Origin of the sequence: Bacillus sp. FSL K6-1006 (genome assembly GCF_038593175.1) — a bacterium.
Lineage (GTDB): Bacteria > Bacillota > Bacilli > Bacillales > Bacillaceae > Bacillus > Bacillus safensis.
On sequence record NZ_CP151970.1, the window covers coordinates 3,145,133 to 3,157,946 of the forward strand.

Genomic DNA, 12,814 nt, shown 5'->3' on the forward strand with positions numbered 1-12,814 from the left:
TATGCCCACAGCAGGATCGAGTGCCTCCATTGTTAAAGATTAGGAGACATCACCTATCAATCTTTTTAATACATATACAGCCTGCCCTTTTTCTCTTTCTTGCCATTTAGCATAGCTCCAAGCAGTTTACTTGTTGTTCCTTCTAATACTTCTTTTGATTTCTTCACAGCAGCAATCTTTGTTTTGCCGCTTAAGACAACGAGAATGCTCCCATCCGTCCGGTTCGCCAAGATCTTTGCATCTGCAACTGGCAAAAGCGGCGTGGAATCAACAATCACCATGTCATATTGCTGTTCAATCTCATAAAAGAGCTGCTTCATCACAGAAGAGGAGAGCAGCTCAGCTGGATTCGGCGGAATGGTTCCACTCGGAAGCAGCTCTAAATGCTCAATCGGTGTCGGTAAAATGGCTTCTTCCAAGCTGCAATTATTTAATAGCACATTCGTCAAACCGGTATGATGACTCAGGTCAAAATATTCATGGACGGCCGGCTTTCGCAAATCAGCGTCCATGAGCAGCACCCGCTTGTTCTGCTGTGCAAAAACAGCTGCTAAGTTTGCAGCCGTAAATGATTTCCCTTCCTTCGGTAAGGAGGAGGTCACTAATATCGATTTCAGCCTTGTTTGGATCGATGTGAATTCGATGTTTGTTCGGATCGTACGGAATTGTTCCGCAATGACAGAGTGAGGATTTAATACAGAAATACAGGATAAATCTCTCTTTTCTCTTTTCTTCCTCTTAAAGATCAATATTCTGTCCTCCCGTTATGACGGACTGCTTGTCTTTTTTGGCCCTCCTGTCTGCCTGCATCTGATAGACACTGCCAAGCGACGGCAATCCGATCTCTTCTCTTATTTGATGTGTTCGTTTTACAGTATCATCGAGTAAATTCATTAAGAAAATGAGTGTCATGCCTCCTAATAAAGAGGCGCCTAGTGCCAGAACGATATGAACGAATTTCCTTGAATTCATCAGAATCGTGTTGGACAGCTTGGCTTCAGACAAAACATTAATGCGATCCATATTCATTGTTTTTTTGATTTCTTCTTGCAGCACCTCTGTTGCGGTATTCGCAATGGCGACTGCCTTCGCGCGATCCTCATCTTGTACAGAAATATTGATGACCTCAGACTCATTTTCTGTACTTGTGGCAATTTTGTGTTTTAGTCCTTCTGCTGATTCTGTGAGATGGAGTGTTTCTTTTACTTTTTCAATGACGATTGGGCTTTTTAATAAAACTTGAAAGGTACGTGTATATTGAAGGTTCATCTGAATATCGTTTAAATCTGCTTGTGCGTCATTGCTGCGTTTATGAACAAGAATTTGAGTGGTTGCCTGATATACAGGAGTCGAGACATAGAACTGATAATAGGCTGAAATGCCCGTTACGATCAGGACAATCAGGATCAGAAGGGCCATTTTCTCTTTAATGACAGAAAACAGCTGCTTAAAACCTATATTCTCATTCATAGATACCTCCCGATTTCATCATAAAAAGGTTATATATGGTTTCTTTTTGTTAATGATTGGATTATAAAAGATAATACCCGCAAAGAAAAATGTCATAATAGGTCTTATAGTTCTTTTTAAAGAACGAAATCGTTCGTTTTCTTTTGTTTACTTCCTGATTCTTACGTTTTTGAATTTTATAAAGAACAATTTATTTCTTATAATGAACGAAAAGGTCGCAGAACTATTCGCCGGGGAGAAGGGAGATCATTGATCGAATGATAGGCAAGGTGATACGCATTTACCGAAAGAGAAAAGGATACTCGATTCAGCAGCTGGCTGAGGATGCTCATGTCTCTAAGTCATATTTGAGCAAAATTGAGCGTGGTGTCCACAGAAATCCATCTGTCCAGTTCTTAAAAAAGGTATCCTCTTCATTAGAGATCGATTTACAAGAGCTGTTTGATGCAGAGACGATGATGTTTCATTACGCTGAGGGTAGTGAACACGAATGGCGGGAGCATATTGTGAGTGCCGTCCAATCAGGCATGCCTAAAGAAGAGCTCTATCAGCTGCTCCAAACGTACCGAAAGGAGCAGGAAGAAAAGTCGTTACATGTCACCCATAGAAAGCTGACCGATTCAAATATCGCAGAGTGGAAGCGTCTAATGAGTGAAGCGAAGGCAATTGGTTTAAGCATTGAGGAAGTAAAAGCTTTCCTCAACAACATGGGAGAACGCCGGGCGTAAGCCTTTCAGGAAGAATGATTGCGGGGAGAGGCGTTTGACGCTTCGATGAAAAAGAGCCTTTGATTCATGAAAGGCTCTTTTTTCTTTTATTCTTCTTTTTTTGTTCGTGCTTTTTTCGTTATATCATTGTTTTTCCAATAGGCCCATAGTGATGTAATTCCCAGAAAAGCCAGCGTGATAAATTGCTGAACGCCTTCTTCATCAATAGGAATTGGGCTTTTTCCCGCAGCGGTTAGCGCACTGTTAACAAGCGCCAGTAAAAGCAGCACAAGCCTTGCAATTGTACCTGCACTAATTTTTTGAACCTCCAACTGTAACCCCTCCCTTTCCTCTTCTTACGGGCGGTATTGCTTGTTCTCTCTCATATGTATGCAGCCGCAGAATGAATAGAAGAACGAATCAAAAAAAGAGACATCATTCCTATATGCGGAATGATGCCTGATTTCATTTGCTATTATTTAGAAAACATCTCTTTTGCTTCATCCAATGCCATTTTATTGCCTAGAGCTGAATAATCGAGCCACGGCTGATCAGCAATCGGATAGACTTGGTTTTTCTTCACTGCTTTTAGACCCTTCCAAATCGGAGTCTTTTCTAATTGCTTGAATGCCTGCTGCGCTTTATCATCACGGTTGACAACGACAAAGATCGCATCAGCATCATAATCAGGAAGAACCTCTTGAGAAATCACTTCAAATGGGCGCTTGCTGTCCAGCTTTTTCACACCATCGACAGGTGTCAGGCCTAAATCCTCGTATAAAATAGGACCCATTGGGCGCTTCATGCTAAATACACGAAGTTCCTTTGCTGTCACACGGATCGCCATGACTTTTCCGTTTCCAATCTTTTTCTTGATGAGCGATTTGACTTCTTTTGCTTCTTGATTGTAATTCTTAATATATTGATCCGCTTCTTTTTCTTTATTGACGTGTTTGGCGATTTTTTTCAAATGATCCCGCCATGTGCCATCATTTAAATTAAACACTTCTGTTTTAGCGATCTTTTTATATTTCGATAAGTCTTGTCCGGCTAATTCTTCATCAACATAAATGACATCTGGTTGTAACGCAAGCAGTGATTCCATATCTGGATCAGCTGCAATGCCGAGCTTCTTCGTCTGACTCAGCTGCTTTTTCGCATGTGGAAGGAAATCTTTTAAGTCTCCTCCTACAACAGAGCCCGCCGGCTTGATACCTAGTGCTAATAAGTCATTTGTTAAATGAATAGACAAGGAAGCAATCTTTGGTGTTCCATTGGTCTTTTCATTTGTTGTATTCTTTGTTTCCTGTTGTCCGCCGCAAGCGGCAAGCAGCAAGAAACAGAGCGTTAATCCAAACACTAGTAATTTTTTCATGATGAGTTCCTCTTTCGTGTTTATTTCGTTTTAGTTAATAAATAAAGAAAATATGGGGCACCGATAAAGGCCACGACCACACCCGCCGGTATCGCATTTGGAGCAAAGATGGAACGTCCGATTGTATCGGCACTGACCAAAATCAACAAGCCAAGCAGCGCACTAACTGGTAAAAAATACTGATGCAATGAACCGACAAGCCGTCTAGCCAAATGCGGGGCGACGAGGCCTATAAAGCCAATACCGCCTGTCATTGAAACACTTGCACTCGCGAGGCCTACCGCTAAGGTCAGCAAAAGGAGACGTTTACGCTGGACACGTACACCTACACTTGAGGCGACAGCATCTCCTAATGTCAATGCATTGAGCGTGTTTGACTGCATCAGCGTAAGCGGCACAAGGCATACAATCCAAGGCAGAAGCGCCAGCACATGAATCCAGTCTCTCCCCCATACATTGCCCACAAGCCATCTTGAAGCAAACGTATATGTATCTTCATCCAGCTTCAATGACAAATATAAGGTGAGTGCACTAAATCCCGCAGCAATCGCAATGCCAACTAAGATCAGCCGGATAGGAACAAGCCCTTCATGCCGGTCATATGCAAGAAGCACGATGACCGCTGCCGCGAGCAGTCCGCCGCCAAACGTAAAGAGCGGAATAAGAAGAGACGGATTGCCTTCAAGTGCGTGAAAATATGTCACAAACACAATTAAGCCAAATGCCGCCCCTGCATTCAGTCCAATTATCCCAGGATCGGCCAGCGGGTTACGGGATAAGCTCTGCAAAATGCCGCCAGCAATGCCAAGACCAATACCAGCTAACATCGTCACCACAATTCGAGGCAGACGATAGTCAAACAGCACCGTTTCACTTTGAAAATCTCCAAAGCCAAATAACGTCTTGACGACCATGACAGGGTTTAGTTTCAGCGTACCGGTATTTAAACTATACAGCACAACAGCCGCACTCAGGCAAAGCAAAACGACTGTCACGACAAGAGCACGCTGTTTCTCTCTCATGACAGGTTCCTCCCTTCTTTTCTGGCAATGTATAAGAAGAAAGGAACACCAACAAGTGCCACCATCACGCCAATGGCAAGCTCTCTTGGCGGATTGACTGTACGGCTGGCAAGGTCTGCAAAGACAAGCAGCATGGCGCCTAATATCGCTGACATTGGAATGACGAAACGATAGTCTACACCAACAAGCTTTCGTGCAATATGCGGGATGACGAGACCGACAAACCCAATCGATCCAACTGCTGATACAGAAACTCCTGCTAATAACACAGCAGCGGCCATTCCTAGTATTCGCACTTGTCGTGTTTTCACCCCTAAATTTGCCGCTGTATCTTCACCGAGCGATAGTAAGGAAAGTGACCGGCCTAATAGCATGGCCCATACGATCACAATCAGAATAACCGGGGCGAGAATCGTCAGCTGCGGCCATTTCACACCAGCTACCCCGCCTGCATACCAAAAAGCCAGATCCTGACTCAGGTCAAAATAAATCGCGATCCCAGAGCTGAGCGCATGAAGCAATGCAGCTACAACCGCTCCTGCTACAGTGAGGCGCAGCGGTGTCAATACGCCGCCAGCCGCTCCAATCGCAAAGATCAGCAGCGTACTGAGCACAGCACCAATAAAGGAAAAAAACATCAGTGCTGAATAAGGCATTCCTGGGAAAAAAGCAAAACAGAGAGCGACCACAAACATCGCACCGCCATTAATGCCCAAAATCCCCGCATCTGCCAGTGGATTTCTTGTGATGCCCTGCATAAGAGCACCCGCTACGGCAAACGCCGCTCCCACTAGAGCTGCCCCTAAAACACGTGGAAGTCTTAATTCATGGATGATCTGCTGCTCTGTGACATTTGACTGGTAGTCAAATACAGCTGTCCAAACCGTTTGCAGAGACAATGTTTTTGCACCGTATGACACAGCAAAAAACATGGCAGCCGCTAAACCAATGACGGCGAGAAAAAATATCAAAAAGAACAGAATATGTGATGATCGTTTTTGTTGAGGTTTTCGCTTATCCTGCAAAATCGGTGTCATCCTTTTCTTCATTAAAAGTCAGTTTGAAAATGAGAATCATAATCAACAAAATTATAGCCGTCAGCCTCTAAAAAATCAATGTACACCCCTTTTTTTAATTAATGAAGGTATGTGCGGAGCATCGAGGTGGGAGGTTCTTTTTGCCGCTCAGTACGGCCTATCATTTTTTCTCATAGTTTAATAGGAAAATAGTTGACAGTTCGCATGAATATCCCCTAAAATTACAAAAGTAAGTCAAATGTTATAAAAATATTACAAACAGATGTCAAACTAATAAAGAATGACCCGTCATGAGAGGAGATTTGAAAGTTGTGTCAGTAAAGGGAAAATGGAGTATCGTCCTATTTGCGCTTGCAGTCGTCATTGGAGCAGTTGCTTTCTTTCAAAATCAACAAGCAAGCGGTACAGAGAAGAAAAATGTAAAGCAGGATACGAACTATAAAGACGTAGAAATTGTCACTCTCGTAAATGACGGGAAATTTATGAGATATGCAGTCAACTATCCTCTTTTTCATCAAAAAGAGCTAGATGACAAGATTCAAAGCTATGCCAATTCAGCATTAGAGCATTTCAAAAAAACATTCAGTGAAGCAAAGGATATTGATGAAAATAAACGCTATGAACTGAATATTGATTATGAAATGGTGCATTATGCGAAGCAGTCTGCTGCCATTCGCTTTACGACCTATACGTATACTGGCCAGCAAAGTGGAACCACCAATCATCTCACGATTAACTTTGATTTTCAGAAAAAAACCTTTCTTGACACCAAAGATTTATTTCTGCCTAAAACCAATTATTTAAAGAAATTATCCTATATTACATATACAGAGCTTCGGAAGGACAAAACCTTATCTAAGGATCAGCCTCTCCTTCAGAAAGGAACAGCCCCTGATGCTCAAAACTTCAGTCAATTTGCCTTGAAAGACAAATATGTAGAATTTTATTTCCCTGCATCTCAAGTAGCCGCAGAGGATCTTGGTCCGCAAACACTCGCAATCAAAAAGACATTGCTGAAGGACATATTAAAGCCAAAATATATGGATAAACTCAAAAATAAAAATGAAATGAAAGAACCGAATCCAAAAAGAAAAGCCGTCAAGCTGCCGCAAAAATCAAAGCTTGACCCGAATAAAAAAGCCATCGCACTCACATTTGATGATGGACCGAATCCAGCGACAACCTCAAAAATTTTAGATGCGCTGAAGGCAAATAAAGGACATGCTACCTTTTTCGTATTAGGCAGCAGGGTGCAATATTATCCTGGAATGCTTGCCGATATTTTAAAAGGCGGGAATGAGATCGGAAACCATTCCTACAATCACCCTTTATTAACAAGACTGCCTTTAGAAGAAGCCGTGAAACAAGTGAAGGACACCCAGCAGCTGATTGAGAAAGCAAGCGGATATACACCTACGCACTTTAGACCGCCATATGGCGGTACAAATCAAGATATCAATCATGCAATTGGGATGAAGGTCACTTTGTGGGATGTTGATCCTGAGGATTGGAAAATCCGCAACAGCCAGCAGATCACAAACCGCGTTCTCTCACATGCAGCCGATGGCAGAACAGTGTTAATGCACGATATTTATGAAAGCTCAGCCCAAGCAGCCGTAAAGATCATCCATGAACTCACCAAACAAGGCTACCAGCTCGTCACAGTGAGTGAACTTGAACAATTAAAAAAAGAACGACATGAACAAACCCCTGTAGAGTAAACAGGGGTCTCAGATTGTTGCCAAAGGGCTAAAATGATCTTTATTTTAGCCCTTTGTCTTCTTTTCAGCGTGATGGAAAACCTTTGAAGTCTAGGAAGGACGAGTACTGGAGCGGAGCGAATTGTACATTCGTGAGCACCGGCACGCAGGACTGACAAAGAATGCGAGGGTTTGTCCGCGCGCTGAAACCCCTGTAGAGTAAACAGGGGTTTTCTTTTATGACTCCAAAGACTTTTTTTGTTTCAATAATGCTTGAAATGTCTCTTCAAGCTCTTGCGACGGCTCAATACTTAAACGGCTGAGCACTTCAGACAGCTGCATATCAATTAACAGAAGCTCCTCTTCTCTATTTGTCACAGCTGGTTTTTCTTCCTTTTGTTTATAGGCTTCATATGTGCCGTCAAAAGCTTCAATACGTTCCTCGTGAATATGGAAAATACGAGTGGCAACCTCCTCAATCAGCCTGCGATCGTGGGAAACAAACACAACGGTACCAGGGTAATCCTTCAATAGACCTTCAAGTGCTTCAACTGCCGCCAGATCTAAAAAGTTCGTCGGTTCATCCAGCATGAGAACATTGGCATCACTGACGAGTAAGGACGCAAGCATCGTCTTCACCCGTTCTCCCCCGCTTAATACCTCAACAGGCTTGTGCACATCATCCCCTCTAAATCCTAGTCTCGCCAAAACCGTTCGAACCACTGTCTCATCTTGAACCGCCTCTTTGAGCGCATTTTGTAAAATCGATTCATCTGCCTTCAGTCCTGAAAGATCCTGACGAAAATAGGCTAGCTTGACAGCCTCTGAACGAGTAACTCCGGGGTGTCCATTCACTAACATGCGGAGAAATGTCGTTTTTCCGCTCCCGTTCTTTCCGATAATGGCAACCTTGTCTCCGCCCCTCACTTCCACATTCGCCTGCTTCCAAAGCACTTTATCGCCCGCCTTGCCATCTACATTTTCCACTCGCAAAATGGTACGGCTTGCTACTTCCTTCATCGTATGCTGAGTCATTTGAATGGGCTGAATGTCCTTTACCTTCTCAACCTTTTCTAATTTCTCCATCCTTGTTTCAATGGATTTAGCTGTTTTCTCCAGCTTTTTTTGCTTATTTGCATAGTAGGGCTTTGCAATTTTAGGCCCTGAGGATTTCACCTTTTGGGAGGGCTTTGTCGCTTTGTCCGCCTTTTTCTTTTTCTTTTCCAGTGCATGCTCTAACTGTTTTTTCTTTTGTGTATAGGCTTCATACGCTTCCACCTGCTGACGATGTGCCAGCTCTTTTTGCTGTGCAAAATGTGTGTAATTGCCTTTGTAATGATGAAGCTTCCCATGATCCAGCTCCCAAATCTCCGTACATATTGCATCTAAAAAAGCACGATCATGTGAAACAACAATGAGAGCTCCTTGATAATGACGCAGCTTATCTTCCAGCCACTCAATATGCTCCGTATCCAAATGAGTGGTCGGTTCATCTGCTAATAAAAGAGCAGACGGCCGGCTTAATGCTCTTTCAATATAAGTCTGGGTCATTTCACCGCCACTCTGTCTGCCGTCTCCTTGTTTCAATTGAGGAAGCAGCGTACAGACCGCTGTGGCGGCAACCGTGCCGCTGTCTGGTGTTTCCTGCCCCGCCAGCACATGCAATAAAGTCGTTTTTCCGCTGCCATTTGTCCCTACAAGACCAATGCGATCACCTTGATGGATGGCGAGCTCCTCAATATCAAATAACAAGCGATCTTTTCGAAATACCTTTAACTGATTGGCTTTTAATAACATCCAATCCTCTCCTTTCATATCAGGAGACATGAAAAAGCCTCCCATTCTCAGAATAGGAGGCAAAATGGTGTACAAAAATAAGCGGATTGATCCAGTATGGAGGGCTGTTCCTATTTGAACACACACATCCCGCGTATCAATCACTTCATTTTTTGATTCCCAAGCTGTACCATCCTATTCCGAAGCTAAAAAATGAAAACGCAGGCAACATGGCAAACGGATCGTTTGCTCACTGCCTTCGTTCGTTCATTCATTTTGCTTACAGGTCATAGGATTAGTACTTCATTGCATTGGGTCACCCTTCCGTCGTTTGTTACATATACGATAAAAGATTGGTTATTTTTTGTCAAGCTGAAATGGCATAAGTGAGTCAATTAACTGGAGTGTAAATGGATGGGACACTTCAAACAGTTCGTCCTTTTTGCATTCTTCCACTAGGCTTCCTTCATGTAAAAATAGGAGGCGGTCACATAGATACACCGCTGCTTCTACATCATGAGTAATGAGAAGCATGGTCATGTCTAGCTCTTGTTTTAATGTCTCAAGCAGCTCCAATATTTGTACTTGAACAGAGACATCCAGTGAGTTCAAGACTTCATCTAGTATGAGAATGGCTGGATGCGTCGATATGGCTCGTGCGATGCACACTCGCTGGAGCTGACCACCGCTTAGCTGATGAGCATATTGATTCAGTACAGACGAGGGCAGTCTGACTTGCTCAAGTAATGACAAAACCTTCTGATCCAGATTCTGATTCTGCTTTAACAAACGCATCGGTTCTGCTATGATCTCTTTCACGGTAAAGGAAGGGTGAACAGAAGATAGATAATCTTGAAAGACAACACTCATTTTCCCCCGATTCACCCTCCGCCATTTGTCAGCTGTCATACCATCAATCTGTACCTCTCCTCCATCTATTTTTTCTAAACCGAGCAGGATACGTGCCAATGTACTTTTGCCACTGCCGCTCTCACCGACTAATCCGGCACATTGTCCTTTTTCGATTTGAAACGAAACATTTGATATGCGGTCTTTTGGTTTCTTTTGTTTTGAAAAAAAACCTTTCTTCTCACCGTGTTTGACTAGATCGAAAGCTGTGATCAACATGGAAACGCCTCCACTCTCTTCTGCTGCCGCAGTGCTTCAGTAGGGGCAGATAATCGAAGCCTCGTCTCAAGTAAATGCTTTGTTTGGGGATGCTCGGGTGATGTGAACACTTCCTTGGCTGACCCATGCTCAAGCATTACTCCTTGGTGCATAACCATCAATTCATCAGCGATTTCCTGAACGATGCCTAGATCATGCGTTATGACGATTAAGGTAACACCCGTTTCTTCCTTTAAACTGTGTAATTGTCTGATGACTTCACGCCGATTAAAGGCATCAAGTGATGCAGTTGGCTCGTCTGCAATGATCACATCTGGAGAAAGCATCATCGTGATGCCAATCATCACACGCTGAAGCATTCCTCCAGACAGTTCATACGGATATTTTTTCATCAAATCATATGGATTTTTTAAATGGACACGTGTAAGCCCAGCCATAGCATGTGCTTTCCCTTCTTTCCCTCGTAAGCCCAAATGCTGCTGAAATGTTTCCATCATTTGATGACCAATCGTTTCGATAGGGTTGAATGCATTCATGACATCCTGGGAGATGAAACCTATTCGTTTCCCCCGCCATTGATGCGCTTCTTGATTTGTTAATGTTTTGCCGTCAAAAATGATCGTTCCTTCCACTTCTAGCGAAGGGGCGACAAGATCAATTAACGCTTTGGCGACAGTTGATTTTCCACTGCCACTTTCCCCAATGATGGCTAAACAGCGTTGTTGATGTAATGAAAATGTGATATTCGTCACTATATTCTTTTGCTGCTGTGGATCATGTACGGACAGATTTTTTACGGCGATTAAAGGCAAATGGCCTCACCCCTTTCTTTCTGGTATGATGCATGGCAGGATTCGCGGCATGCTGAAGGCTGTCTCCTAAAAAGCTCAACGCCATGACCACAAACAAGATGGCAAGTCCAGGCGCAAGCATATGAGCTGGATGTGTCACCATGACATTCTTCGCCTCGTTGAGCATCATGCCCCATTCTGGTGTAGGTGCACTCACACCTAATCCAAGAAAAGACAGTGCTGATATATTTAAGATCACCCAGCCCGCATCAAGTGTCGCAAAAACAGCCATTTCTCCTGAGATGCGAGGAAATAGATGTCTCCTCAATATGTAAAGGGGTTTGCCGCCTGTCACCTTTGCAAATTGAACAGAAGGTTCATTCGCATATTGAAGGACAGACGACCGAATCATTCTTGTATACCAGGCCCATTTCGCTAGGACATTGGCCAAAATAATATTGAATAGTCCAGGTCCGAGTATTCCCACAACCGCAAGAATCATCACCTCTGCTGGAAAGGACAGCATGACATCACACAGCCTCATCAAAACCCCATCCACCTTTCCTCGAAAGAAGCCTGCCATGAGTCCAAGTGCGCTGCCAATGAGCATCGTGATACACATCGTCAGCATAGCAGCAAGCATTGTTGTCCGAATGCCATATAAAAGCCGCGATAATACACATCTCCCCAGATGATCCGTTCCGAGTGGGTAAGTAAGACTGATACCGGCATATTTTTGAAGAATGTTCGTATTTGTTGGGTCATGTGGTGCTAACATTGGAGCAAACAGTCCAGCTAATGCGACAAGCGCTAACAGCCAGATTGAAAGAATCGCCATACGGTCTTTTCTTAATTGATGCCACCCTATCATTGTTGTCATACCTCCTTTCGCAATTGCGGATTCATGGTCATTTGCATCATATCAGCGATGAGATTGCACATAACAAACAGGAACCCCATCACAAACAAATAGGCTTGAATAATAGGTAAGTCAGCATGGAAAATAGCCGTTACACACAACCGGCCAACCCCTGGCCAAGCAAAAAGGTTCTCAATAATGACGGTTCCCGCAATGAGCTTTGGAATAGACATGCCAAGTGCTGTTACCGCTAATTGCAGGGCATGCCTCATGACTTTCAGTTGAACGGTTCGTTCCTTTAAACCACGTGCTCTTGCATAAAAAACAAAGGGCTCGTGCTGAAATTTTAGAATTTGATTACGTATGAGTCTCACATAGGTCGATAAGTAGCCTAATGATAATGTGACAGCTGGAAGAAGAATCGATTTGAACCCTTCCATTCCACTCGTATTAACCCAATTGAATTTGACAGAAAAAAGCCAAATCAACAAAATTCCCAGCCAAAAACTAGGCATTGAAGCGGCGATAAACACAAAGGCTCTCAATAAACGGTCCACCCAAGTGTGAGCAGCATATGCACAGATCCCCCCGAACAATAAACTGAGCACTATGATAAAAAAGAGCGCTGCTCCTGCAAGCTGCAATGTCGCAGGCAGCGCCTCCATGATAAGATCAAAAACTGGCTCCTGCGTGACATAGCTCCTGCCAAAATCACCTGTTAATCCATTTTTAAGCCATGTGGCATAGCGTATGAAAAATGGCTGGTCTAAGCCTAACTCCTGCCGCATCGATTCAATCATTTCTTCTGTTGGAGTGACTTGATTCACCCGCAAAGCGACTTCTGCTGGATCACTTGCCCGCATCGTCAGCAGTACAAAAGCAAAGAAGGTGATGAAGATCATAAGCGGAAAAAGCATCAGTATTCGTTTTAAGAGATAGCGAGTCATGT

Annotated in this window: 13 protein-coding genes; 2 read left to right on the plus strand and 11 right to left on the minus strand. The window is 43.5% G+C overall.

The features are described 5' to 3' along the window. Positions 1-65: 65 nt before the first annotated feature. Both NSS65_RS16455 and NSS65_RS16460 read right to left on the minus strand, forming a co-directional pair. Entirely contained in the window at positions 66-749 is a 684-nt protein-coding gene (locus tag NSS65_RS16455; protein WP_024423527.1) for a CpsD/CapB family tyrosine-protein kinase, read from the minus strand. Next, positions 739-1,470, minus strand: a complete 732-nt coding sequence (locus NSS65_RS16460) for a Wzz/FepE/Etk N-terminal domain-containing protein (protein WP_024423528.1) — start codon at positions 1,468-1,470, stop codon at positions 739-741. The genes NSS65_RS16455 and NSS65_RS16460 overlap by 11 nt, the downstream gene beginning before the upstream one ends. Positions 1,471-1,727: 257 nt before the next feature. Here NSS65_RS16460 and NSS65_RS16465 point away from each other — a divergent pair, with 257 nt between their 5' ends. Next, positions 1,728-2,198, plus strand: a complete 471-nt coding sequence (locus tag NSS65_RS16465) for a helix-turn-helix domain-containing protein (protein WP_034280998.1) — start codon at positions 1,728-1,730, stop codon at positions 2,196-2,198. 86 nt (positions 2,199-2,284) lie between these two features. On the opposite strand, the gene NSS65_RS16470 is transcribed toward NSS65_RS16465, so the two are convergent. The 4 genes from NSS65_RS16470 to NSS65_RS16485 form a co-directional block, all read right to left on the minus strand. Continuing rightward, entirely contained in the window at positions 2,285-2,509 is a 225-nt protein-coding gene (locus NSS65_RS16470) for a phage holin (RefSeq protein ID WP_024423530.1), read from the minus strand. Positions 2,510-2,652: 143 nt separating this feature from the next. Continuing rightward, positions 2,653-3,552: an iron-hydroxamate ABC transporter substrate-binding protein gene (locus tag NSS65_RS16475; protein WP_080701164.1), complete on the minus strand. Its 900-nt coding sequence runs from the start codon at positions 3,550-3,552 to the stop codon at positions 2,653-2,655. Positions 3,553-3,572: 20 nt separating this feature from the next. After that, entirely contained in the window at positions 3,573-4,574 is a 1,002-nt protein-coding gene (locus NSS65_RS16480) for an iron ABC transporter permease (RefSeq protein WP_034281002.1), read from the minus strand. Continuing rightward, entirely contained in the window at positions 4,571-5,599 is a 1,029-nt protein-coding gene (locus NSS65_RS16485; protein WP_196769445.1) for an iron ABC transporter permease, read from the minus strand. The genes NSS65_RS16480 and NSS65_RS16485 overlap by 4 nt, the downstream gene beginning before the upstream one ends. Positions 5,600-5,922: 323 nt before the next feature. Here NSS65_RS16485 and NSS65_RS16490 point away from each other — a divergent pair, with 323 nt between their 5' ends. Next, on the plus strand, positions 5,923-7,332 hold the full coding sequence (locus NSS65_RS16490) for a polysaccharide deacetylase family protein (protein WP_070326043.1): 1,410 nt from the start codon (positions 5,923-5,925) through the stop codon (positions 7,330-7,332). A gap of 216 nt (positions 7,333-7,548) precedes the next feature. Here the strand turns inward: NSS65_RS16490 and abc-f are convergent, their stop codons facing one another. The 5 genes from abc-f to opp1B form a co-directional block, all read right to left on the minus strand. Then, complete coding sequence (gene abc-f / locus NSS65_RS16495; protein WP_284384656.1) at positions 7,549-9,108, minus strand: ABC-F type ribosomal protection protein; 1,560 nt, start codon at positions 9,106-9,108, stop codon at positions 7,549-7,551. A gap of 336 nt (positions 9,109-9,444) precedes the next feature. Continuing rightward, positions 9,445-10,215, minus strand: a complete 771-nt coding sequence (locus NSS65_RS16500; RefSeq protein WP_144496398.1) for a dipeptide/oligopeptide/nickel ABC transporter ATP-binding protein — start codon at positions 10,213-10,215, stop codon at positions 9,445-9,447. Beyond that, on the minus strand, positions 10,209-11,027 hold the full coding sequence (locus NSS65_RS16505) for an ABC transporter ATP-binding protein (RefSeq protein WP_326135265.1): 819 nt from the start codon (positions 11,025-11,027) through the stop codon (positions 10,209-10,211). The genes NSS65_RS16500 and NSS65_RS16505 overlap by 7 nt, the downstream gene beginning before the upstream one ends. Then, on the minus strand, positions 10,990-11,877 hold the full coding sequence (gene opp1C, locus NSS65_RS16510) for a nickel/cobalt ABC transporter permease (protein WP_034281011.1): 888 nt from the start codon (positions 11,875-11,877) through the stop codon (positions 10,990-10,992). The genes NSS65_RS16505 and opp1C overlap by 38 nt, the downstream gene beginning before the upstream one ends. 5 nt (positions 11,878-11,882) lie before the next feature. Continuing rightward, a complete protein-coding gene (opp1B, locus tag NSS65_RS16515) occupies positions 11,883-12,812 on the minus strand; it encodes a nickel/cobalt ABC transporter permease (protein ID WP_144496399.1) in 930 nt (309 codons plus the stop codon). Positions 12,813-12,814 lie beyond the last annotated feature (2 nt).

Excerpts from the sequence above, each read along its gene's own strand:
- NSS65_RS16460 (WP_024423528.1), bottom strand. The coding sequence starts at position 1,470 with ATGAATGAGAATATAGGTTTTAAGCAGCTGTTTTCTGTCATTAAAGAG.
- NSS65_RS16465 (WP_034280998.1), top strand. The coding sequence starts at position 1,728 with ATGATAGGCAAGGTGATACGCATTTACCGAAAGAGAAAAGGATACTCG.
- NSS65_RS16475 (WP_080701164.1), bottom strand. The coding sequence starts at position 3,552 with ATGAAAAAATTACTAGTGTTTGGATTAACGCTCTGTTTCTTGCTGCTT.
- NSS65_RS16480 (WP_034281002.1), bottom strand. The coding sequence starts at position 4,574 with ATGAGAGAGAAACAGCGTGCTCTTGTCGTGACAGTCGTTTTGCTTTGC.
- abc-f (WP_284384656.1), bottom strand. The coding sequence starts at position 9,108 with ATGTTATTAAAAGCCAATCAGTTAAAGGTATTTCGAAAAGATCGCTTG.
- NSS65_RS16500 (WP_144496398.1), bottom strand. The coding sequence starts at position 10,215 with ATGTTGATCACAGCTTTCGATCTAGTCAAACACGGTGAGAAGAAAGGT.
- opp1C (WP_034281011.1), bottom strand. The coding sequence starts at position 11,877 with ATGATAGGGTGGCATCAATTAAGAAAAGACCGTATGGCGATTCTTTCA.
- opp1B (WP_144496399.1), bottom strand. The coding sequence starts at position 12,812 with ATGACTCGCTATCTCTTAAAACGAATACTGATGCTTTTTCCGCTTATG.